Genomic DNA, 22,602 nt, shown 5'->3' with positions numbered 1-22,602 from the left:
CGTAATCAGGCGTCGACCCAGCCCAGCCGGCCCTGGCCGATATCGTTGAGGTGCTGCACAAAGGCCGCGCTCGCATCCTCGGGCATGCGCCACAGCAGCGTCACCAGACTGCCGTGCGCGACCTCGAGCAATTCCGCCTGCACCGCGGCGATCTCGCGGCGCATCATGCCCTCGAGCGAATAGGGCACGCTGCAGCGCAGTGCGGTCATGCGCTGCAGCCGGATCTTGGGCGCGCTGAGCAATGCCTGGGCGACGCAGTCGGTATAAGCGCGCACCAGCCCGCCCGCGCCCAGCTTGACGCCGCCGAAGTAGCGCACCACGGTCGCGAGCACGCCTTCGAGCTCCTGGTGGCGCAGCACATCGAGCATGGGCCGGCCCGCCGTGCCGCTGGGTTCGCCGTCATCGACAGCCGCCGACTGGCCGCCCGCGAGCAGCGCCCAGCAGACATGGGCTGCGCCCGGATGTTCGCGCCGCAGGCTGTCGACCACCTGCTGGGCGCTGGCGCGATCGGCCATCGGTTGCACGCAGCCGATGAAACGGCTTTTCTTGATGATGAGTTCGCTCCGTGCGGGCGCGGCGAGAGTCTGGGACATGGGGTCTGTGAGCTTAACGCAAGGCGCGCGCAGCCTAGGCGAATCGGCGACATCATTGCCGGCATTTGTCCTACAAGGATTGCATTGGTGAAAAGCTAGCCTAGAGGTCATAGGAGTGACCGTCCATGTCCAGTAGCCTACCCCCAACCCACGACCTGGCCGCGCACACATTCGGGCGCCACCAGTTCACTCCACCGCCTTTGCCAGACAATCTCGAACGCGCATCTTCCGTGGGCGCGCTCGCTGCAGGCCAGGATCCGCTGGCATATGCCGCACCCGTTCTGGACCTCGATCAGCGCATACGCAACGTAGGTGAATGGTGAAACCAGGCCCCCGCCGGCATCGCTGCCGGCGGTGCTGTTTTTGCGCTCGGCACACTCCGCACCGGTTGATTGCAGTGACCTGAGCAGTTTCGCGCGGCCCGCGTCGACCGCATTGCGCAATGCTAAAGTCCGCGTCCTATGTCTCGATACTGGTTGCTTCAACCCGCCGCAGCCCGTTCCCGCCAGATAGCGCTCGCAGATATCGGGCGCCTGCTGCACGGCCTGGGCGGTACGGGCAGCCACGAAGTCGCCGAAGCCTTGTTGCAGCTGCTGCTGCGTGAAGTTCCGCTGGCGCAATGCGCCATTTTTTCGTTTCAGGGCCAGGGGCGGCCCCAGGTGGTCGGATTTGGCGACCGCGCACGCACGGGGGCGCTGGCTGCGATTTCGCAGGACTACGCGCAACGCTTCTATCTGCTCGACGGTGCCCAGCGTGTTCTTGCCGAGGAGCTGGCCTGGGTCAACGGCCAGCGCGCCGCGCCGGCGTCGACAGCGGCCAGTGTACGCATCTGGCTGCATCTGCAGGCACGCGACGAGGTGCTTCATCCCGAATACCGCGCCGTTTGCTACGAGCAGCCGCGCGTGGTCGAGCGGCTTTCGCTGCTCAGCCGCCAGCAGGGCGCGCGCTGGCTGTCGGTGAACCTGTATCGCGGCGAAGAACATGGTCCATTCGATGCCGCCGCGATTGGCGTGATCGAAGCGTTCGCGCCCATGCTCATGGACATCATGCGGCTGCACTACGCGGGGCAGACGCTCGAGGACGATCTCGCTGGCTGGGTGATCGCGCGCCTGCAGCGGCGCTTTGTGCAGCTGACGCAGCGCGACCTCGACGTGGTGCGCGCCGTGCTCGAGGGGCTGGACACCGCGGCGCTGGCGCAGCGTCTGGGGCTTACGCTGGAGAGCGCTCGCACCTACCTCAAGCGCGTGTGCCGCAAGCTCGGCGTGCAAGGTCAGCGTGAACTGTTTGCGCTGCTGATGGAGCCCGGCGAGCGCCGCTGAAGAATGTCCTGGCGATGTCCCTACATGGGGACAAATTGTGGTCTGCCGCTTTTTACACTGCTTGCACAAATCCCGATTTCCGCGCCCGCCCAGGAGACAAGCGCCATGCACCAGCCCCATGCCCAGCCGAGGCCATCGATCTACTACCGCTACCAGGTGCATGCGCCCTGGCTCGCGTCCGCGCACCCGGCCCAGCCACGCCATCCGGTGGTCATTGCCGGCGCCGGGCCGGTGGGCCTGACGGCCGCGCTGGAGCTGGCGCGCCAGGGCGTGGCCTGCGTGGTGCTCGAGTCCGAGCTGCAGGTCAGCGAAGGCAGCCGGGCCATCGTGTTCACGCGCCGTTCCATGGAAATCCTGCAGCAGGTGGGCGTGGCCGAGCGCGTCAGCGAGAACGGATTGCCCTGGCGTTGCGGCAATTCGATCTACCGCGGTCAGCGCGTCTACCGCATGGAGGCGCCGCACGATGACGACGATCGCTTCCACCCCATGATCAACCTGCAGCAGCAGTATCTCGAGGAATATCTGATCGATGCCGCGCTGGCCCATCCGCTGATCGACTTTCGCTGGGGCAACCGCGTTGCCGAAGTCGTGCAGGAAGCGGACTTTGCGCATGTGCAGGTCGACACGCCCGAAGGCCTCTACACGCTGCAAGCCGACTGGCTCGTGGCCTGCGACGGCGCGCGCTCGGGCATACGCTCGGCCATGGGCCTGCAGATGGAAGGCGCGTCGTACGAAGGACGCTTCGTGATCGCCGACATCCGCATCGACCTGCCGCTGCCGACCGAGCGCCTGGCGTATTTCGATCCCGACTGGAATCCGGGCAACACCATACTCATGCACCGCGAGCCGCATGGCATCTGGCGCGTGGACTACCAACTGCCATTGGATGAGGACCCGCAGGATGCACTGCGGCCCGAATCGCTCAAGGCACGCATAGACGCCCAGCTGGCCATGATCGGCTTCGCCGGAACGCCCTGGCGCATGGACTGGAGTTCGGTGTACTCCGCGCGCGCGCTGACGCTGCCCGACTATGTGCATGGCAGCGTGGTGTTTTGCGGCGACGCGGCCCACATGCTGCCCATCTTCGGCGTGCGCGGCGCCAATACCGGCTTTCAGGATGCGCAGGCCCTGGCCTGGCGGCTGGCGCTGGTGGCACGCGGCGTCGCGCCGCGCGCGCTGCTGGCCACCTACAGCAGCGAGCGCGTGGGCGCGGCGCGCGAGATTGTCGAGGAGGCCGGCAAGAGCACGCGCTTCATGGCGCCGCCCACGCGCGGCTACCGGCTGCTGCGCGACGCCGTGCTGTCGCTGTCGCTGAGCGAGCCGTTTGTCGGGCCGCTGTACCACTGGCGCACTTCGCGCCCGCATGCCTACGAGCAGTCGCCGCTCAACAGCAAGCACGACGACAATGCGTTGTTCGAGGCCGGCCCAGGCCATGGCGCGCCGCCGCAGAACGTGCGCCTGGGCGCCGAGGATTTTCTGCTCGACCATGTGGGCGGGCATTTCGATCTGCTGTATTTCACCGATGGCGCGGCCGTTCCTGCACCGCTGCAGGCCACGGCTGCGGCGGCGCGGGCGCGCGGCCTGCCGCTGCGCATCGTCGCCGTGGGCCGCGGCAGCGGACCCGTGGCCGGCGCCGATCTGCTGCTGCACGACAGTGCAGGCCGCTGCCGCGCGCGCTACGGCGTGGCCGCCGAAGGCGCGGCCTATCTGCTGCGCCCGGACCAGCATGTCTGCGCGCGCTGGCTCGCGCTGGACGCCGCACGCCTGCAGTCGGCGCTAGACAGCGCGCTGGCTATTTCTGTCCCTGTTGAAAGCCGTTGATGTCCCACAACTCACCATCTGCGGCCGCGCCCGCACTCGATATCGCCGGCCTCGAGTCGGTCTATGAAACCCTGGCTTCGGCGATAGACGCCGTCGGGCCTGATAAAATCGAGCTGTTCCTCGTCAAGCTGGCGCTGCTCAGCGCGCGCCAGATCGGCGATGCGCAGCTGCTGGCCACGCTGGTGGCAAAAGCGCAGAAGGACCTCTAGGCGTTCACCGCGCGCGCAGCAGGGCGGTCAAGACCCTGCTGCAGCAAAGCTACCTGTGCAAAAGTACACTGTCAGGTTCCAGTCCCCACGATCGCACGCCATGAACGCCCCCGTTGACGTTTCCTTTTTTGCCCGCGCCGCCAAACCGCTGACCAGCTACCGCCCGTACTGGGCCAAGCGCTTCGGCACGGCCAAGTTCCTGCCCACCACGCGCAAGGAAATGGAACAGCTCGGCTGGGACAGCTGCGATGTCATCCTGGTCACGGGCGACGCCTACGTGGACCACCCGAGCTTCGGCATGGCGGTGATCGGCCGCGTGCTTGAAGGCCAGGGCTTTCGCGTCGGCATCATTGCCCAGCCCGACTGGCAAAGCGCCGAGGCGTTCAAGGCCCTGGGCAAGCCCAACCTGTTCTGGGGCGTGACCTCGGGCAACATGGATTCGATGATCAACCGCTACACGGCGGACCGCAAGATCCGCTCGGATGACGCCTACACGCCCGGCGACGTCGCCGGCAAGCGTCCCGACCGTGCGGCCATCGTCTACAGCCAGCGCTGCCGCGAAGCCTACAAGGACGTGCCGCTGGTGCTTGGCGGCATCGAAGGCAGCCTGCGCCGCATCGCGCATTACGATTACTGGAGCGACAAGGTGCGCCGCTCGGTCGTGGTCGACTCCAAGTGCGACCTGCTGCTGTACGGCAATGCCGAGCGCGCGCTGGTCGAAGTCGCCCACCGCCTGGCCGCGCGCGAGCCGGTGGACACCATCACCGACGTGCGCGGCACGGCCTTTGTGCGCCGCGCCTCCGAAGCCGGCTGGTTCGAGATCGACTCCACAACGGTCGACGAACCCGGCCGTGTCGAAGCCCACATCAACCCCTACCAGACCACCAGCGAGCAGGCCGCGGCTCAGGGCAGCACCTGCAGCAAGGAAGACGGCGAGGCCGCCGCGGCCTCCGCCATTCCCGAAATCGCGGGCCCGAGCTGCGGCACGGGCAAGAACGTGCCGGCGCGGCGCCAATACGACTCGCCGCTGGTCGCGGGCGTGGAGGAGGGCGACTCGGTTCAGCCCATACAGTTCGTCGCCAACCCGCTGCTTCGCAGCAAGCTCAAGGCGCCGCCGCGCGACCACTCGGTGATACGCCTGCCCAGCTACGAGCAGGTCAAGAGCGATCCCATTCTCTATGCCCACGCCAACCGCGTGCTGCATCTGGAAACCAACCCCGGCAACGCGCGCGCGCTGGTGCAGGCCCATGGCGAAGGCGCGACTGCGCGCGATGTGTGGATCAACCCGCCGCCGATTCCGCTGACCACGGCCGAGATGGACTATGTGTTCGATCTGCCGTATGCGCGCTCGCCCCATCCAAGCTATGCCGATGAAAACGGCAGCCACGATGGCGCGACCAAGATTCCCGCCTGGGAAATGATCCGCTTCTCGGTCAACATCATGCGCGGCTGCTTTGGCGGCTGCACCTTCTGCTCGATCACCGAGCACGAAGGCCGCATCATCCAGAGTCGCTCGGAAGATTCGATCATTCACGAGATCGAGGACATCCGCGACAAGGTCGCTGGCTTCACCGGCACCATTTCCGATCTGGGCGGCCCCACGGCCAACATGTACCGCCTGGGCTGCCGCACGCCCGAAATCGAGGCCGCCTGCCGCAAGCCCAGCTGCGTCTATCCGGGCATCTGCCAGAACCTGACCACCAACCACGATCCGCTGATCAAGATCTACCGCCGTGGCCGTGCGCTCAAGGGCATCAAGAAGATCCTGATCGGCTCGGGCCTGCGCTACGACCTCGCCGTGCAGTCGCCCGAGTACGTCAAGGAGCTGGTGCAGCACCATGTGGGCGGCTACCTGAAGATTGCGCCCGAGCATACGGAGCAGGGTCCGCTGACCAAGATGATGAAGCCGGGCATTGGCAGCTACGACAAGTTCAAGAAGATGTTTGAACAGTTCAGCGAAGAGGCCGGCAAGAAGCAGTTCCTGATTCCTTACTTCATCGCCGCCCACCCGGGCACCAGCGATGACGACATGATGAATCTGGCCATCTGGCTCAAGAAGAACGGCTTCCGCGCCGACCAGGTGCAGACCTTCTACCCCAGCCCCATGGCCACGGCCACGGCCATGTACCACTCGGGCCGCAACACGCTCAAGCGCGTGCGCCGCACGGTGCTCAGCGAGGACGAGTCGGTCGACATCGTGCGCGGCGAAAAGCGCCGCCGCCTGCACAAGGCCTTCCTGCGCTACCACGACCCGAACAACTGGCCGCTGCTGCGCGAGGCGCTCAAGACCATGGGTCGCGCCGATTTGATCGGCAACGGCAAGCACCATCTGATTCCTACGTTCCAGCCGATGACGGATGGCACCTATCAGAGCGCGCGCCGCAAGAACAGCACCGCGCCCGACAAGGCCGTGGCGCGTCCCCAGGCCGCGTCCTCGGGCGGGCGCAATGCCGCGGCTCCGGTCAAGGGCCAGCTGCTGACGCAGCACACCGGCCTGCCGCCGCGCGCGGGCACCGGTGCCAAGCCCGGTGCCAAGCCCATGGCCCGCCCGGGCAATGCGCGTCCGGCCAGCAATGCGCGCCCCGCCCAGGGCAAGCGCGGCGGCGCACGCTGATACCGCCGAGGCCGGTGCCGGCCTCGGATCGCCATCAGGCCGGAATCACATGCAGCGGGATGTCCTGCTGCTGGGCCATTTCGCGCAGATGCGCGACCGAGCGTTCGCCCATGAAGCGGGTGATCGCTTCATGCGTGGAAGCTTCGCGCATGGTGCCGACATCGCCGCGTGCGGGCAGGCCGGCGGCGGCGCACAGCCGGGCGGCGAAATGCGGCTCCAGCGCGGCAATCGCCACCACGCCGTCCTCGCAGCGGTAGGTGCGGTAGCCCGCATGTGCACCGCCGACATCGCCCTGCGGCGCTGAAAGCCCCCAGTGCAGCGGCTGGGCCAGCCACTGCGCGGCCTCGAACAGCCCGACATCGAGCAGCGCGCCCGCACCCGAGCGCAGCCTGTGCATCTGCGTCTGCAGCACGGCCTCGCTGGCCATCAGCGCGCCGGTCATGTCGGCCATCAGTGATGCCGGCATCTGGCCGCCGGGCAGCAGCCCGGCTTCGGCCTGGTAGGTGATGTCATGACCGGGGATGTCTGCGCCTTCGCCGGTCGCGCCGAAGATGCGCACCATCGACAGCTGCGGGTAGCGCTTTTGCAGCGTGTCCCAATCCAGCCCCAGCTTGTGCAGCGCCGCAGGCCGGAACGAGGTCAGCAGCACATCGCTGCGCGCGAGCTCGGCGTGCAGCTGGTCCTGACCCTCGGGCGATTTGAGGTCTGCCTGCAGGCGGGTGATGTCCTTGTGCAGGGCGTTGTAGGCCTCGGGGCAGTAAGTCTGCACCGGGTCGGCGCTTGCGCTGCCGGCCGGGGCCAGGGGTTCGAGCTTGGTGCATTGCGCGCCCATGGCCGCGCAGCGGCGCAGTGCGGCCGGGCCCGGCAGGTTCAGTGCCAGGCTCAGAATGCGCACACCGCGCAGCGGGTGCAGGGGCAGGGCCGACCAGGAAGAGGGGTTGTGCATCGTCATGACCTCGTAAGTACGGCGTCCGCGTAACGCATTGGCGCCATGCCAATGTGTCGGGTTCATGTCTTTATACGCAGATGCGCGCTTCCCGGCCCTCGGTGCAAGCCCTCATGCGGCCCGTGTTGCGCGTCAGTCGAGCGCTGCGCCCAGGCGCTGCGAGATCGCGCGCGCGGCCTGCAGCAGCACGGGCAGCATCTGCGTCTGCATGACTTCGGCGCTGGTGCGGTTGGCCTGGCCGCTGATGTTGAGCGCGGCCACGGTCTGGCCCGCGCGGTTGGTGAGCGGCGCGGCCAGCGAGATCAGGCCTTCCTCGAGCTCCTGGTTGACCAGGCACCAGCCCTGGCTGCGCGCCTGGCGAATGCGCTCGGTCAGCTCGGTCACATCGGTGATGGTGTGCTGCGTGAAGCGCTCCGTCTTGAGCGTCTGCAGGCGCGCTTGCAGCGCCGCGTCCGGCAGCCCGGCGAGCAGCACCCGCCCCATGGACGTCCAGCAGGCCGGCAGGCGCGAGCCTATGCCCAGGTGGGAGCGCATGATCTTGTGGGTGTGGACCCGCATCACATAGACCACGTCCAGGCCGTCGAGCACCGCGGCCGAGCACGACTCGCGCACCTGGTCGACCACGTCTTCCATCACCGGCTCGGCCAGATTCCACAGCGGCATCGACGACAGATAGGCAAAGCCCAGCTCCAGGATGCGCGGCGTGAGCCGAAACAGCCGGCCGTCGCTTTCGACGTAGCCCAGCGTCTGCAGCGTCAGCAGGATGCGGCGCGCGCCGGCGCGCGTGAGGCCGGTGCGCGCCGCGACTTCGCTGAGCGTCTGCTGCGGCGCGTCGGCGCTGAATGAATGGATCACGCCCAGGCCGCGCGCAAACGATTGCACATAGCTGTCACCGGGCTTGGGGTCTTGGGTCGGGGGCTGGACGGTCATGGGATGCCTCTCTATAATTCATTATACGAACATTTGTTCTTTAGGCGAACATTTGCCAGGATTTTTGATCCCCAGGAGACGCATTACATGATCAACAAGATTGCCGACTCGGTGGCCCAGGCGCTGTCCGAAGTGAAAGACGGCGCCACGGTACTGATTGGTGGCTTCGGTACGGCCGGTATTCCCATCGAGCTGATTGACGGACTGATAGAGCACGGCGCGCGTGACCTCACCGTGGTCAACAACAATGCGGGCAATGGCGAGGAAGGCCTGGCGGCCCTGCTCAAGACCGGCCGCGTGCGCAAGATCATCTGCAGCTTCCCGCGCCAGGTCGACAGCCAGGTGTTCGACGGCCTGTACCGCAGCGGCAAGCTCGAGCTCGAGCTCGTGCCCCAGGGCAATCTGGCCGAGCGCCTGCGCGCCGCAGGCGCCGGCATCGGCGCGTTCTTCTGCCCCACGGCCTACGGCACCGAGCTGGCCGCGGGCAAGGAAACGCGTGAGATCAACGGCAAGCACTACGTGCTCGAGTATCCGATCCACGGCGATGTGGCGCTGATCAAGGCCGAGCAGGGCGACCGCTGGGGCAATCTGAACTTCCGCATGTCGGCCCGCAACTTCGGCCCCGTGATGGCCATGGCCGCACGCCACACCGTGGCGACCGTGCACGAGATCGTCGAGCTCGGCCAGATGGACCCCGAAAGCATCGTCACGCCAGGCATCTTTGTCAGCCAGATCGTGCGCGTGGAACGCGTTGCGACCCAGGCCGGCGGCATCAAGAAAGCCGCCTGAGCGGCGCGCGACAAGGAAAGAACAACATGAGCTATCAAAAACGCAGCAAAGACGAGCTTGCCAAGCGCGTGGCCGAAGACATCCATGACGGTGCCTATGTGAACCTGGGAATCGGCCAGCCGACGCTGGTGGCCAACCACATTCCCGCGGGCCGCGAAGTCATCCTGCAAAGCGAGAACGGCATCCTGGGCATGGGCCCGGCACCGGCCGCGGGCGCCGAAGACTACGACCTGATCAACGCCGGCAAGCAGCCCGTGACGCTGCTGCCCGGCGGCGCCTTCTTCCACCACGCCGACAGCTTCGCGATGATGCGCGGCGGCCACCTCGACATCTGCGTGCTCGGCGCGTTCCAGGTGTCGGCCACGGGCGACCTGGCCAACTGGAGCACGGGCGAGCCCGGCGCGATTCCCGCCGTCGGCGGTGCCATGGACCTGGCCATAGGCGCCAAGCAGACCTGGCTGATGATGGACCTGCTGACCAAGAAGGGCGAAAGCAAGATCGTCCCGCAGTGCACCTATCCGCTGACCGGCATAGGCTGCGTCAAGCGCATCTACACCGACCTGGCGACGCTCGAGTGCACGCCCGACGGCTTGAAGCTTGTCGACATGGTGCCCGGCCTGACCCATGCCGAGCTCGAACAGCTCGTGGGCCTGCCTATCCAGGCCTGAGTCCGCGCCACCGCCCCATTTACTTCATTCGACCCATTCAGGAGACAACATGAACCAGGCCTTTATTTGCGATGCGATCCGCACCCCCTTCGGCCGCTACGGCGGCGCGCTGTCGAGCGTGCGCGCCGACGATCTGGGCGCGCTGCCGATCAAGGCGCTGATGGAGCGCAATCCCGGCGTGGACTGGGCTGCCGTCAGCGACGTGATCTACGGCTGCGCCAACCAGGCCGGTGAAGACAACCGCAACGTGGCGCGCATGTCGGGCCTGCTGGCCGGCCTGCCGCTGGAAGTGCCGGGCGCGACCATCAACCGCCTGTGCGGTTCGGGCCTGGACGCCGTGGGCACGGCGGCACGCGCCATCAAGTCGGGCGAAACCGGCCTGATGATTGCCGGCGGCGTCGAAAGCATGAGCCGCGCGCCTTTCGTCATGCCCAAGGCCGAAAGCGCTTTCAGCCGCAACAACGCGGTCTATGACACGACCATAGGCTGGCGCTTCGTCAACAAGCTGATGAAGGCGCAGTACGGCGTGGACTCCATGCCCGAAACCGCCGAGAACGTCGCCGATGACTTCAAGATCGAGCGCGCAGCCCAGGACCGCATGGCGCTGGCCAGCCAGATCAATGCCGCGGCGGCCATTGCCGCCGGCCACCTGGCGCGCGAAATCGTGCCGGTCTCGATTGCCCAGAAAAAGGGCGACGCCATCATCGTGAGCCAGGACGAGCACCCGCGCGCCACGACCATCGAAGCGCTGGCCAAGCTCAAGGGCGTGGTGCGTGCCGACGGCAGCGTGACGGCCGGCAATGCCTCGGGCGTGAACGACGGCGCCTGCGCGCTGCTGCTGGCCGACGAAGCCAACGCCGCCAAGTACGGCCTGGTGCCGCGCGCCCGCGTGGTCGGCATGGCCACGGCCGGCGTCGCGCCGCGCATCATGGGTTTCGGCCCCACGCCCGCCACGCTCAAGGTGTTGGCCCAGACCGGCCTGACGCTCGAGCAGATGGACGTGATCGAGCTCAACGAAGCCTTTGCCGCGCAGGGCCTGGCCGTGCTGCGCGCCCTGGGTCTGCAGGATGACGATGCCCGCGTCAACGCCTGGGGCGGCGCGATTGCCCTGGGCCACCCGCTGGGTGCCAGCGGCGCGCGTCTGGCCACGACGGCCGTCAACCGCCTGCACGCCACCGGCGGCCGCTACGCGCTGTGCACGATGTGCATTGGCGTGGGTCAGGGCATTGCCGTGATCCTCGAGCGCGTCTGATTCGCGCGACCATGCGCTGTGCGGGCCCGCCCGCGCAGCGCATCATTTTTTCGGAGTTTCCATGAATACTGCTACCCAGAATGCCCAGCGCGTGCTGATCACCGGCGGCGCCAGCGGCATAGGCGCGGCGATTGCCGAGCGCTGCCGCGCCGAAGGCTACGAGCCGGTGGTCATTGACCGCGTGGGCGACGGCATACGCGCCGACCTGTCCGACGCGGCCGACACCGAGCGCGCGCTGCACGAAGCCCTGGCCGCAGGCCCGATCACGCGCCTCGTGAACAACGTGGGTATCGTGGTGCCGGCCGATGCCGAGAACCAGACCCTGGCCGAATTCGACCTGGCGGTCTCGCTGAACCTGCGCTGCGCCTTCCAGTGCATGCAGGCGCTGCTGCCGGGAATGAAGGAAGCGGGCTTTGGCCGCATCGTCAACATGTCCTCGCGCGCCGCGCTGGGCAAGGAGCTGCGCACGGCGTACTCTGCGACCAAGGCCGGCCTCATCGGCATGACGCGCGTCTGGGCGCTCGAACTCGGCCGCCACGGCATCACGGCCAACGCCATCGGCCCCGGCCCCATCCGCACCGAGCTGTTCGACCGCGCCAACCCGCCCGATGCACCGCGCACGCGCGCCATCATCGAATCGGTGCCGGTCAAGCGCGTGGGCACGGCAGATGACGTGGCCCACACGGCCAGCTACCTGCTCGACGAGCGCAGCGGCTTTGTCACCGGCCAGGTGATCTATGTCTGCGGCGGCATGACCGTCGGCGTTGCCGGCGTCTGAGCCGCACACCATCCGACAGGCCCCCAAGGCCTTGACCCTGCCTGCGGCCCATGAGGCTGCAGGTGCTAACCACTAGAGAGACAGAGACCATAATGATGAAGACAAGCACCAAGTTCACGGGCCGCCGCGCGGCCCTCGCCACGCTGGCCAGCCTGGCTGTCGGCGCTGCAGCGCTGCCCACCAGCGCGCTGGCCCAGGCGCCGTACCCCAGCAAGCTGATCACCATCATCGTGCCGTTCTCGGCCGGCGGCACGACCGACATCCTGGCGCGCATCGTTGCCCAGGGACTGACGGCCGAGCTGGGCCAGTCGGTGGTCATCGACAACCGTCCCGGCGCGGGCGGCAACATCGGCGGCCTGCTGGCCTCCAAGGCCCCGGCCGACGGCTACACGCTGTTCATGGGCACCGTGGGCACGCATGCCATCAACGCTTCGCTCTACAAGAAGATGTCCTTTGACCCGGTCAAGGACTTCGCACCGCTGACGCGCGTGGCCAACGTTCCCAACCTGCTGGTCGCCAACCCCAACCAGCCCTACAAGACCGTCAAGGAACTGATCGCCTACGCCAAGGCCAATCCGGGCAAGGTGAACTACGGTTCGTCGGGCAGCGGCAGCTCCATCCACCTCTCGGGCGAGCTGTTCAATTCGCTGGCCAAGGTCGACATGGTGCACGTTCCCTACAAGGGCAGCGCGCCGGCCGTGACCGACCTGCTGGGCAACCAGATCGGCATCATGTTCGACAACATGCCGTCCGCCATCCAGCATGTGCGCTCGGGCAAGCTGGTGCCGCTGGCCGTGACCACGGCCAAGCGCTCGCCCGAACTGCCCAACGTGCCGACCATTGCCGAAGCCGGCGTGCCCGGCTATGAAGCCACGTCTTGGTTCGGCATGCTGGCCCCGGCCGCCACGCCTGCGCCCATCGTCGCCAAGCTCAACGCCGCGCTGGTCAAGGTGCTGGCCCAGCCCGACATCAAGAAGAAGATCAACGACCAGGGCGCCGAGGCCTACAGCGAGACGCCTGCCGAGTTCGCCGCCTTCATCCAGAAGGAAAGCGTCAAGTGGGGCAAGGTCGTGCGCGAATCGGGCGCGATCGCGGACTGATCGCGATTGATCCCGGAGGGCCTTGCGGCCTTCCGGTGACCCGCAAGGAAGGCGCTGGCTGGGGCACGCAGTCCCGCTGCGCTGACGGCCTATTGCGCCAAACGGCCCGACAGCATTTTCTGCACCAGGGGATGCTGTACATGTTTTTGTGCGCCTATGGCAAAGAATTGCTCTTCCACGCCCTCACAGGCACCTATCTTTTGCACCTCATATCGGATCGTGAGATCGTCTTGCACGAGGGACGCCATGGGAAAGACGCCCATGCCTGCGGCACTGAAGGTTTGCAGCATTGAGCTGTCCTCGAATTCGCCCACGATGTGCGGCTTGATCTCCAGCCGCTCGAACCATTGGTCCAGCCTGAAACGTACCGCTGCATGGGCGGTGGGCAGCAGCACGGGTACTGCGGCCAGGGAGCGCGGAAAATTGCAGCGTGCTGCGGTCAGCAGCGGTGCGGGCGCGTACCACGCCAATTCCGATGCGCCCAGCAGGTGGCTGTAGACTTTCAAACTGGGATTTTGCGGTGCGGCGCGGTCGGCAAGCACTACGTCGATCCGGTGCAAGGCCAGGTCGCCGAGCAAATCTTCAAACTCATCGACCAGGCACAGAAGCCTGAGGTGGGGTTCTTGCAGCACGGCCTGCATCAGGCTCCTGACCGCAAGCTTGGGCAGTTCGTCGGAGATGCCGACCACCAACCTGACCGCCGGCAAGTCGGCTGCGTCACGCAGCAGTGCAGGCAACTGCTCGCCCAACTGAAAAATCTGCTCGGCCTGGCGCATGGCCGCCAGACCCGCTTCCGTGAGTGCCACGCCGCGTCCCGCGGGCTTTAGCAGCGCATAGCCCAGCGCGCGCTCCAGTTCCTTCACCTGTGTGCTGACGGTTTGCACTGCCATGCCCAGACGCTCGGCAGCGCGGGCCATGCCGCCTTCCTTGGCAACCACCCAGAAGTAGTACAGATGGCGGTAACTGAAGGCGGAACTCATTGGTTCACCTTTTTCGGAACTGATACTTCCTGATTATCTGCTTCTATAAAGCGGCGGTGTCTTTATCGTGGGAGTGCCCCTCGTGAAACACAACCGCAGGAGAAGCATCATGTTGAGAGTTCTTGTCCCATCGGATGGCTCGCGCAATGCGCTACACGCGATACGCCATGTTTTGCACGGATACGACCAGAACCATGCGCTGGATATCCATTTGCTCAACGTGCAGCCGCCGTTTTCGGCGCTGATCTGCGAGCACAGCAGCAAGATCGCCAGAACGGATTTTCACCAGGAGCAGGCCGATGCCGCACTCGCGCCGGCGCGCCGGGTGCTCGACGATGCTGGCGTTCCGTATACCGCCCACTCCAAGGTGGGCGACACCGTCGACTGCATTGTCGACATGGCCGCCGAACTCCATTGCGACGGCATTGTGATGGGCACGGGGCGCAAAAGCTCCTTGGTGCGTCTTGTCGAGAGTTCGGTGACCAACAAGGTGCTTGAAAGAGCCCATGTTCCGGTGGAAGTGATCGCCGGCGAGAGCGCCTCAACGCTCGAGCGTGTCGGCATCCCGGCAGGCATAGGGGCAGGCGCAGGAATCCTCGCGCTCTGGATGGCTGCGAATTGACCGATGTCCCACCCCGATGAACGCGACGCTCCTGGAGCTGGCCCATGAACAACATCGAATCGTTGGCGACAGGTCCGATGTGGATCGGATTCATCGTATTCGTATTGATCGTGCTGGCCCTGGATTTGTTTGTTCTGGGAGGAAACAAGGCCCACCGGGTGTCGGTCAAGGAAGCCGCGGGCTGGACCGTCACCTGGATTTCTCTGGCGACATCTTTTGGTGCATTGTTGTGGTGGCATCTCGATGCAGAAGTCGGCCGCGAAATAGCCAATCGCAAGGCGCTGGAGTTCTTTACGGGCTACCTGATCGAGCAGGCCTTGTCCGTGGACAACATGTTCGTGTTCGTGATGATCTTCGCTTACTTCGGCGTTCCACCCGAGCTGCAGCGCCGTGTGCTGCTGTATGGCGTGCTCGGCGCCATTGCCATGCGTGCCGTGATGATCATGGGGGGAGTGTGGCTGGTTTCTGAGTTCCGCTGGATGCTTTATGTGTTCGGCATTTTTCTTGTGGTCACCGGCATCAAGATGCTGGTTCTGGTCGACCATAAGCCCGACCTGGAAAAAAATCCCTTGCTGCGCTGGCTGCGCAGCCACCTGCGCATCACGCCCGGGTTTCACCGCCAGGATTTCTTTGTGCACATTGACGGATTGCGCTATGCGACCCCGATGTTCCTGGTACTCGTCATGATAGAAGCCAGCGACTTGGTTTTTGCGGTCGACAGCATTCCCGCCATTTTTGCGGTCACCACCGATCCCTTCATTGTCTTTACGTCGAATATCTTTGCCATCATGGGTCTGAGGGCGCTGTATTTCCTGCTCACGGACATGGCCGAACGCTTTCACCTGCTGCGGTATGGACTCGCGCTGGTGCTGGTCTTCATCGGTGCCAAGATGCTGCTGATGCCCTGGTTTCACATGCCCGTGCAGTGGTCGCTGTCGATCGTGGCCTTGATCGTACTGGCCTCCGTATTCCTCAGCATCAGGCTTCCCCGGCACAGGCAGCCCGGAAGTTCGCTGTGAATCAAGGCAAGAAAAAGCCCCTGCAAGAGGGGCTGGGAGGGCTTGCTGCAGATATCCTCAAGGGAGCCTGGCGCCTTTTTCAAGGGGAACCAGGGCTCCTGGACATGTTCAGATCACCTTGGCGATGGCCTGGCAGACGTAGTCGATGTTCTTGCTGTTCAAGGCAGCGACGCACATGCGGCCGGTGTCGGTGCCGTAGACGCCGAATTCGCTGCGCAGGCGCACCATCTGGTCCTTGGACAGGCCCGAGTAGCTGAACATGCCGACCTGCTGGGTGATGAACGACATGTCCTGCTGCACGCCCGCGGCCTTGAGGCCGTCGACCAGCTTCTGGCGCATGGCCTTGATGCGCACGCGCATCTCTCCCAGTTCCTTCTCCCACAGCGCGCGCAGCTCGGGGTTGTTGAGCACGGCCGCGACCACGGCGCCGCCGTGGATCGGAGGGTTGGAATAGTTGGTGCGGATCGTGATCTTGAGCTGGCTCAGAACGCGCTTGGCTTCTTCCGCGTCCTTGGCAACCACCGACAGCGCGCCCACGCGCTCGCCGTACAGGCTGAAGCTCTTGGAGAACGAGGTCGAGACCAGGATGTCCAGGCCGGCGGCGACGAACTTGCCGATCACGGCGCCGTCTTCGGCAATGCCTTCGCCAAAGCCCTGGTAGGCCATGTCGAGGAAGGCTGTCAGTTGCTTGGCCTTGACGGCGGCAATCACTTGGTCCCACTGGGCGGCAGTGATGTCATAGCCCGTGGGGTTGTGGCAGCAGGCGTGCAGCACGACGATGGTGCCAGGCGCTGCGGCATTGAGGCTGGCCAGCATGCCTTCGAAGTTGACGCCGCGCTTTTCGGCGTCGTAGTAGGCGTAGGAGTCGACTTCGAAACCGGCGTTCTGGAAGATCGCGCGGTGGTTTTCCCAGCTGGGATCGGAAATCAGCACCTTGGCCTGGGGGCTGACCTTCTTGAGGAAATCGGCGCCGATCTTTAGGCCGCCGGTGCCGCCAATGGCCTGCACGGTGGACACGCGGCCCGAGGTGACGACATCGCTGTCGGCGCCGAAGACCAGGCCCTTGACGGCGTTGTCATAGGCGACGATACCGTCGATGGGCAGGTAGCCGCGTGCCGTGGGCTGGGCCATCATGGCCTTTTCGGCGGTCTGCACGCATTGCAGCAAGGGCAGCTTGCCGTTGTCATCGAAGTACACGCCCACGCCCAGGTTGACCTTGTTGGGGTTGGTGTCAGAGGCGAATTGCTCGTTCAGACCCAAAATAGGGTCGCGGGGGGCCATTTCGACGGCGGTAAACAAAGACATGAAAAAAATCCTCGGAGGATGAAAATATGGCTGCCAGCCCCAAGCTGCATTATTCATTTGGGTTAGCCCCGGAATTTTAGCGGCCTGCGGGGCAGGCTAGTATCACCACGTTATGCACCAAGCTACTGATCTGCCATTGACTGGCCAATTTGTTTCGTATGAAGGCTCGCCTTTCGAGCTTTATCAGCCGTATCCGCCGGCCGGCGACCAGCCGCAGGCGATTGCGAAGCTGGTGGAGGGGCTGCAGGACGGCGAAGTGTTCCAGACGCTGCTGGGCGTCACCGGCTCGGGCAAGACCTTCACCATGGCCAATGTGATCGCCCAGATGGGGCGGCCGGCCATCGTCTTCGCGCCCAACAAGACGCTGGCCGCCCAGCTCTACAGCGAATTCCGCGAGTTCTTCCCCAAGAACGCGGTCGAGTACTTCGTCAGCTATTACGACTATTACCAGCCCGAAGCCTATGTGCCGCAGCGCGACCTGTTCATCGAGAAGGACAGCGCGATCAACGAGCACATCGAGCAGATGCGGCTGTCGTGCACCAAGAGCCTGATGGAGCGGCGCGATGTGGTGATCGTCGCCACGGTGTCGGCGATCTACGGCATTGGCGAGCCCGAGAGCTACCACCGCATGGTGATGACGCTGCGCACCGGCGCGCGCATGGGCCAGCGCGACGTGATCGCCCAGCTGATACGCATGCAGTACCAGCGCAACGACCAGGATTTCAGCCGCGGCAAGTTCCGCGTGCGCGGCGACACCATCGACGTGTTTCCGGCCGAGCATTCGGAGCTGGCGCTGCGCATCGAGCTGTTTGACGACGAAATCGAGACGCTGCAGCTGTTCGATCCGCTCACCGGTCGGGTCAAGCAGAAGATCCCACGCTTCACGGTCTATCCCAGCAGCCATTACGTCACGCCGCGCGACAAGGTGCTCGCGGCCGTCGAGACCATCAAGCTCGAGCTGGCCGAGCGCCTGAACGAGCTGGTGGGGCAGGGCAAGCTGGTCGAGGCCCAGCGGCTGGAGCAGCGCACGCGCTTCGACCTGGAGATGCTCAGCGAAATCGGGCATTGCAAGGGCATCGAGAACTACACGCGCCACCTGTCGGGCGCGGCGCCCGGCGATCCGCCGAGCACGCTGACCGACTACATGCCGGCCGACGCGCTGATGTTCCTCGATGAGAGCCATCAGATGATAGGCCAGCTCAACGCCATGTACAACGGTGACCGGGCGCGCAAGACCACGCTGGTCGAATATGGCTTTCGCCTGCCTTCGGCGCTCGACAACCGGCCGCTCAAGTTCGCCGAATTCGAGCAGCGCATGCGCCAGATCGTGTTCGTCTCGGCCACGCCTGCCGACTACGAGAAGACCCATGCGAGCCAGGTGGTCGAGCAGGTGGTGCGGCCCACGGGCCTGATCGACCCCGAGATCGAAGTGCGGCCCGCTATCCATCAGGTGGACGACGTGCTGCAGGAGATCCGCCTGCGCTCGGAAATCAACGAGCGCGTGCTGATCACCACGCTGACCAAGCGCATGGCCGAGCAACTGACAGATTACCTCACCGACAACGGCGTCAAGGTGCGCTACCTGCATTCCGATGTGGACACCGTCGAGCGCGTGGAAATCATCCGCGACCTGCGGCTGGGGCTGTTCGACGTGCTGGTCGGCATCAACCTGCTGCGCGAAGGCCTGGACATCCCCGAAGTCTCGCTGGTGGCGATTCTCGACGCCGACAAGGAAGGCTTTCTGCGCGCAGAGCGCAGCCTGATCCAGACCATAGGCCGCGCGGCGCGCAACCTCAACGGCAAGGCGATTCTCTACGCGGACCGCATCACGGATTCGATGCGCAAGGCGATAGACGAAACGGAGCGCCGGCGCGCCAAGCAGACGCAGTTCAACCTGGACAACGGCATCACGCCGCAGGCCATTGTCAAGCAGGTGAAAGACCTGATTGACGGTGTCTACAGCGAAAAAAGCGGCAAGGAAGCCGAGCGGCTGGAGCAGGCCGACGCGCAACGGGTGCGCGTGGAAGAGATGTCGGAGAAGGACGTGGCGCGCGAAATCAAGCGCCTCGAGAAGCAGATGCTCGAGCATGCGCGCAGCCTGGAGTTCGAGCAGGCAGCGCGCGTTCGCGACCAGTTGGCGCAGCTCAAGGCGCGCTTTTTCGGCGCTTCCGGACGCGAGTCGCCAGTAGTGTGAGCGGGTCCGCGAGCTTTGTCTTGGGGTACCCGACAAAATTGATGGGGTTTGTGATACACTAGACCCCACATTCAATAACAACAAAGACTTCGATGAAGAAGGGCTCTGGACCTTTTGTAGGGCGGAGTATGGGCGGAGACGGTGCCCGGACGGGTCAAGAACCTGCCTAGGGTATTTCTGTAACGAACAAGCCTGACAAAGGAGCTCGCGATGCGTCTCACAACCAAAGGCCGCTTTGCGGTCACTGCCATGATCGACTTGGCCCTGCGCCAAAACAACGGTCCCGTCACGCTGGCTGCCATCAGCCAGCGTCAACAGATTTCGCTGTCCTATCTGGAACAGCTGTTCGGCAAGCTGCGCCGCCACGAACTGGTCGAATCGACCCGTGGCCCTGGCGGCGGATACACGCTGGCCCGCAAGGCCGCGGATATCACTGTTGCCGACATCATCGTTTCGGTGGACGAACCCATCGACGCCACCCAGTGTGGCGGCAAGGAAAACTGTCTGGGCGAAGCCGGCCGTTGCATGACCCACGAACTGTGGGCCGCGTTGAACCAGCGCATGGTCGAGTTTCTTGACTCCGTGACCCTGCAAAAGCTCGTCGACGAACAGATCGCCAAGGGCGTGCAGATCGAAGACAAGCCTGTGGTGCGCCGCGCGATCTCCACGGCTCCCGTGGTCAAGCCGATACGCGTGAATGCACCGAACTCGGTGTTTGCCTTGGGCAACGTTTTCGCCAAGTCGTAATCCGCGCCGAGCAACGGTGCCAGCGCCAGGGGGCGGGGCACTGCCAGGTGTGTAGAGAAAATTTCGTTTTTTTGCCAGCCAGACATTGCATTGAGCCAGCCATGGACATGACCCCGCACTTCCCCATTTATCTCGACTACGGCGCCACCACGCCGGTGGACCCGCGTGTGGTCGACGCCATGATTCCGTGGTTGCGCGAGCACTTCGGCAATGCGGCATCGCGCAGCCATGCCTGGGGTTGGGAAGCCGAAGAGGCGGTCGAGGCGGCGCGCGGTCATGTGGCGGCGCTGATCAATGCGGATCCGCGTGAAATCGTCTGGACCAGCGGCGCGACCGAGTCCGACAACCTGGCGATCAAGGGCGCGGCCCATTTCTACCAGGGCAAGGGCAAGCACCTGATCACCGTGAAGACCGAGCACAAGGCGGTGCTCGACACCATGCGTGAACTCGAGCGCCAGGGCTTTGAAGTCAGCTATCTGGATGTGCAGGACAACGGTCTGCTCGATTTCGAAGTCTTCAAGGCCGCGATCCGTCCCGACACCATCCTCGCCAGCGTGATGCTGGTGAACAACGAAATCGGCGTGGTGCAGGACATTCCCCGCATCGGCGCGCTGTGCCGCGAAAAGGGCATCATTTTCCACGTGGACGCCGCGCAGGCAACCGGCAAGCTGCCCATCGACATGGCCACGCTGCCCGTCGATCTGATGAGCCTGACGGCGCACAAGACCTACGGCCCTAAGGGCATCGGTGCGCTGTACGTGCGCCGCAAGCCCCGCGTTCGCCTGGAAGCACAAATGCACGGCGGTGGCCATGAGCGCGGCATGCGTTCGGGCACACTGGCCACGCACCAGATCGTCGGCATGGGCGAAGCCTACCGCATCGCCAAGGAAGAAATGGGCCAGGACATCGCCAAGGCGCGTGCCCTGCAGACCCGTCTGCTCGACGGTCTCAAGGACATCGAGCAGGTGTTCGTCAATGGCGACATGACGCATCGCGTTCCCCATTACCTGAACATCAGCTTCAACTACGTTGAAGGCGAGTCGCTGATCATGGGCATCAAGGGCCTGGCGGTATCGTCGGGTTCGGCCTGCACATCGGCCAGCCTCGAGCCCAGCTATGTGCTGCGCGCCCTGGGCCGCAGCGACGAACTGGCCCACAGCAGCCTGCGCATGACCATCGGCCGTTTCACGACCGAAGAAGAAATCGACTACGCGATCGGCACGATACGCGCAAATGTCGAGAAGCTGCGCGAACTGAGCCCCTTGTGGGAAATGTACAAGGACGGCATCGACATCAGCAGCATCCAGTGGGCTGCCCACTAGGCGTGCCCCACTGAGCTTGGTCCAAAGATCCACGGTCTGAAGAATTGAAGAGGTAGACATCATGGCTTATTCCGAAAAAGTGGTAGACCACTACGAAAACCCCCGCAATGTGGGTTCGTTCGACAAGGGTGACGGCTCCGTTGGTACGGGCATGGTCGGCGCTCCCGCCTGCGGCGACGTGATGAAGCTGCAGATCAAGGTCAATCCGGAAACCGGAGTGATCGAAGACGCACGCTTCAAGACCTATGGCTGCGGCTCGGCGATTGCTTCGTCGTCGCTGGTCACCGAATGGGTCAAGGGCAAGACGCTGGACCAGGCCGCGGCGCTGAAGAACAGCGAGATCGCCGAAGAACTGGCGCTGCCGCCCGTCAAGGTGCACTGCTCCATCCTGGCTGAAGACGCCATCAAGGCCGCAGTCAACGACTACCGTGCCAAGCACGCAGCGGTGGTGGCCGCCTAAGATGGCCATCACGCTCACTGATGCGGCGGCCCGGCATGTGAGCCGCTACTTGTCCCGTCGGGGCAAGGGGCTGGGCGTGCGTCTGGGTGTGAAGACCACGGGCTGCTCGGGCCTGGCCTACAAGCTCGAGTATGTCGACGATCAGGCGCCCGAAGACATGGTATTCGAGAACCACGGCGTGAAGATCATCATCGATCCCAAGAGCCTGGCCTATATCGATGGCACCGAGCTGGACTTCGTGCGCGAAGGCCTCAACGAAGGCTTCAAGTTCAACAACCCGAACGAGCGCGATCGTTGCGGTTGTGGAGAGAGCTTCCGCGTCTGAAGACGCTAGAACTCTGCGTTTTGCCGGCGATTTTTTCCCGCACACAACAACCGCCACCACTTTGCGTGCTGGCGGTTTTTTCTTGATATGAACCTCCAATCCGACGACTTCGAGCTATTTGCCGTGCCCGCGCAGTTCGCGCAGGACCGTACGTACATTGACAGCCGCTGGAAAGAGTTGCAGCGCGAAGCCCACCCCGACCGTTTCGCGGCCCAGGGCGCGGCGGCCCAGCGCGTGGCCATGCAATGGTCGGTGCGCATCAACGAGGCCTATCAGCGCCTCAAGGACCCGCTCAAGCGCGCGGCCTACCTGTGCGAGTTGCGCGGTGCGCCCTTGCGCGCCGAGGACAACACGGCCATGCCCACGGCGTTCCTGATGCAGCAGATGGAATGGCGCGAAGCGCTCGAAGACGCGCAGACCGAAGCCGATGTCGATCGGCTCGACGACGAAGTGTCCGAAGCGCGGCGCAGCCTGCTGGCCGAATGCGCACGGCTGCTCGACGAAGCCCAGGATCCTGCGGGCGCGGCCCAGCAGGTGAGAGCCCTTATGTTTGTTGCACGTTTTGCGCGCGACATCGAGGCGCGGCGAGAGCAACTGCAACAATAGACA

At 64.7% G+C, this 22,602-nt stretch carries 23 protein-coding genes; 18 read left to right on the top strand and 5 right to left on the bottom strand.

The window, feature by feature from the left end:
- Positions 1-5 precede the first annotated feature (5 nt).
- Entirely contained in the window at positions 6-593 is a 588-nt protein-coding gene (locus tag ACSVDO_RS11455; RefSeq protein ID WP_489592202.1) for an IMPACT family protein, read from the bottom strand.
- A gap of 125 nt (positions 594-718) precedes the next feature.
- Here ACSVDO_RS11455 and ACSVDO_RS11450 point away from each other — a divergent pair, with 125 nt between their 5' ends.
- The 5 genes from ACSVDO_RS11450 to ACSVDO_RS11430 all read left to right on the top strand — a co-directional run bounded on the left by ACSVDO_RS11450 (position 719) and on the right by ACSVDO_RS11430 (position 6,556).
- Positions 719-916, top strand: coding sequence for a hypothetical protein (locus ACSVDO_RS11450; RefSeq protein ID WP_332538811.1), 198 nt, complete (start codon positions 719-721; stop codon positions 914-916).
- Positions 917-1,069: 153 nt separating this feature from the next.
- The gene (locus tag ACSVDO_RS11445; RefSeq protein ID WP_489592200.1) at positions 1,070-1,912 is read left to right on the top strand and encodes a helix-turn-helix transcriptional regulator; all 843 of its coding nucleotides are present in this window, start codon (positions 1,070-1,072) and stop codon (positions 1,910-1,912) included.
- A gap of 105 nt (positions 1,913-2,017) precedes the next feature.
- A complete protein-coding gene (locus ACSVDO_RS11440) occupies positions 2,018-3,733 on the top strand; it encodes an FAD-dependent monooxygenase (protein WP_489592198.1) in 1,716 nt (571 codons plus the stop codon).
- Positions 3,733-3,942 carry a DUF2783 domain-containing protein gene (locus ACSVDO_RS11435; protein WP_489592196.1) on the top strand — a complete coding sequence of 70 codons (210 nt, stop codon included), beginning with the start codon at positions 3,733-3,735 and terminating at the stop codon, positions 3,940-3,942. Before ACSVDO_RS11440 ends, ACSVDO_RS11435 begins: the two co-directional genes overlap by 1 nt.
- Before the next feature lie 100 nt (positions 3,943-4,042).
- Positions 4,043-6,556, top strand: coding sequence for a YgiQ family radical SAM protein (locus tag ACSVDO_RS11430; RefSeq protein ID WP_489592194.1), 2,514 nt, complete (start codon positions 4,043-4,045; stop codon positions 6,554-6,556).
- Between the two features lie 34 nt (positions 6,557-6,590).
- On the opposite strand, the gene ACSVDO_RS11425 is transcribed toward ACSVDO_RS11430, so the two are convergent.
- Together ACSVDO_RS11425 and ACSVDO_RS11420 are read right to left on the bottom strand one after the other, a co-directional pair.
- Positions 6,591-7,502, bottom strand: a complete 912-nt coding sequence (locus ACSVDO_RS11425; RefSeq protein ID WP_489592192.1) for a CoA transferase — start codon at positions 7,500-7,502, stop codon at positions 6,591-6,593.
- A gap of 132 nt (positions 7,503-7,634) precedes the next feature.
- On the bottom strand, positions 7,635-8,432 hold the full coding sequence (locus ACSVDO_RS11420) for an IclR family transcriptional regulator domain-containing protein (RefSeq protein ID WP_332539896.1): 798 nt from the start codon (positions 8,430-8,432) through the stop codon (positions 7,635-7,637).
- Positions 8,433-8,519: 87 nt separating this feature from the next.
- Here ACSVDO_RS11420 and ACSVDO_RS11415 point away from each other — a divergent pair, with 87 nt between their 5' ends.
- From ACSVDO_RS11415 to ACSVDO_RS11395, 5 genes are all read left to right on the top strand, one after another.
- Positions 8,520-9,221, top strand: coding sequence for a 3-oxoacid CoA-transferase subunit A (locus tag ACSVDO_RS11415; protein WP_489592189.1), 702 nt, complete (start codon positions 8,520-8,522; stop codon positions 9,219-9,221).
- 26 nt (positions 9,222-9,247) lie between these two features.
- Positions 9,248-9,889: a 3-oxoacid CoA-transferase subunit B gene (locus ACSVDO_RS11410; protein ID WP_332539893.1), complete on the top strand. Its 642-nt coding sequence runs from the start codon at positions 9,248-9,250 to the stop codon at positions 9,887-9,889.
- Positions 9,890-9,938: 49 nt separating this feature from the next.
- Positions 9,939-11,141: a 3-oxoadipyl-CoA thiolase gene (gene pcaF / locus ACSVDO_RS11405; protein WP_332539892.1), complete on the top strand. Its 1,203-nt coding sequence runs from the start codon at positions 9,939-9,941 to the stop codon at positions 11,139-11,141.
- A gap of 61 nt (positions 11,142-11,202) precedes the next feature.
- Positions 11,203-11,919, top strand: a complete 717-nt coding sequence (locus tag ACSVDO_RS11400; protein WP_489592187.1) for an SDR family NAD(P)-dependent oxidoreductase — start codon at positions 11,203-11,205, stop codon at positions 11,917-11,919.
- 95 nt (positions 11,920-12,014) lie between these two features.
- Complete coding sequence (locus tag ACSVDO_RS11395) at positions 12,015-13,019, top strand: Bug family tripartite tricarboxylate transporter substrate binding protein (protein ID WP_332539900.1); 1,005 nt, start codon at positions 12,015-12,017, stop codon at positions 13,017-13,019.
- 89 nt (positions 13,020-13,108) lie between these two features.
- On the opposite strand, the gene ACSVDO_RS11390 is transcribed toward ACSVDO_RS11395, so the two are convergent.
- Positions 13,109-13,999, bottom strand: a complete 891-nt coding sequence (locus ACSVDO_RS11390) for a LysR family transcriptional regulator (protein WP_332539889.1) — start codon at positions 13,997-13,999, stop codon at positions 13,109-13,111.
- A gap of 109 nt (positions 14,000-14,108) precedes the next feature.
- On the opposite strand from ACSVDO_RS11390, the gene ACSVDO_RS11385 reads away from it, so the two are divergent.
- Together ACSVDO_RS11385 and ACSVDO_RS11380 are read left to right on the top strand one after the other, a co-directional pair.
- Positions 14,109-14,621 carry a universal stress protein gene (locus ACSVDO_RS11385; protein WP_489592185.1) on the top strand — a complete coding sequence of 171 codons (513 nt, stop codon included), beginning with the start codon at positions 14,109-14,111 and terminating at the stop codon, positions 14,619-14,621.
- A gap of 44 nt (positions 14,622-14,665) precedes the next feature.
- A complete protein-coding gene (locus ACSVDO_RS11380; RefSeq protein ID WP_489592183.1) occupies positions 14,666-15,640 on the top strand; it encodes a TerC family protein in 975 nt (324 codons plus the stop codon).
- Between the two features lie 108 nt (positions 15,641-15,748).
- Here the strand turns inward: ACSVDO_RS11380 and ACSVDO_RS11375 are convergent, their stop codons facing one another.
- Positions 15,749-16,945, bottom strand: a complete 1,197-nt coding sequence (locus ACSVDO_RS11375) for an amino acid aminotransferase (protein ID WP_332681918.1) — start codon at positions 16,943-16,945, stop codon at positions 15,749-15,751.
- 112 nt (positions 16,946-17,057) lie between these two features.
- Between ACSVDO_RS11375 and uvrB the strand changes: the two genes are divergently transcribed.
- The 6 genes from uvrB (at position 17,058) to hscB (ending at position 22,599) form a co-directional block, all read left to right on the top strand.
- Entirely contained in the window at positions 17,058-19,139 is a 2,082-nt protein-coding gene (uvrB, locus tag ACSVDO_RS11370; protein WP_332537380.1) for an excinuclease ABC subunit UvrB, read from the top strand.
- A 210-nt stretch (positions 19,140-19,349) separates the two neighbouring features.
- On the top strand, positions 19,350-19,886 hold the full coding sequence (gene iscR, locus ACSVDO_RS11365) for a Fe-S cluster assembly transcriptional regulator IscR (RefSeq protein ID WP_159913519.1): 537 nt from the start codon (positions 19,350-19,352) through the stop codon (positions 19,884-19,886).
- A gap of 101 nt (positions 19,887-19,987) precedes the next feature.
- Positions 19,988-21,208: an IscS subfamily cysteine desulfurase gene (locus ACSVDO_RS11360; RefSeq protein WP_332537378.1), complete on the top strand. Its 1,221-nt coding sequence runs from the start codon at positions 19,988-19,990 to the stop codon at positions 21,206-21,208.
- A gap of 61 nt (positions 21,209-21,269) precedes the next feature.
- The gene (gene iscU / locus ACSVDO_RS11355; RefSeq protein ID WP_159913523.1) at positions 21,270-21,668 is read left to right on the top strand and encodes a Fe-S cluster assembly scaffold IscU; all 399 of its coding nucleotides are present in this window, start codon (positions 21,270-21,272) and stop codon (positions 21,666-21,668) included.
- Between the two features lies 1 nt (position 21,669).
- Complete coding sequence (gene iscA, locus ACSVDO_RS11350) at positions 21,670-21,993, top strand: iron-sulfur cluster assembly protein IscA (protein ID WP_159913525.1); 324 nt, start codon at positions 21,670-21,672, stop codon at positions 21,991-21,993.
- An 87-nt stretch (positions 21,994-22,080) separates the two neighbouring features.
- Positions 22,081-22,599, top strand: coding sequence for a Fe-S protein assembly co-chaperone HscB (gene hscB, locus ACSVDO_RS11345; RefSeq protein WP_489592179.1), 519 nt, complete (start codon positions 22,081-22,083; stop codon positions 22,597-22,599).
- Positions 22,600-22,602 lie beyond the last annotated feature (3 nt).

It is taken from the genome of Comamonas sp. DB36 (assembly GCF_057914905.1).
This window is presented reverse-complemented; position numbering and strand designations above follow the sequence as displayed.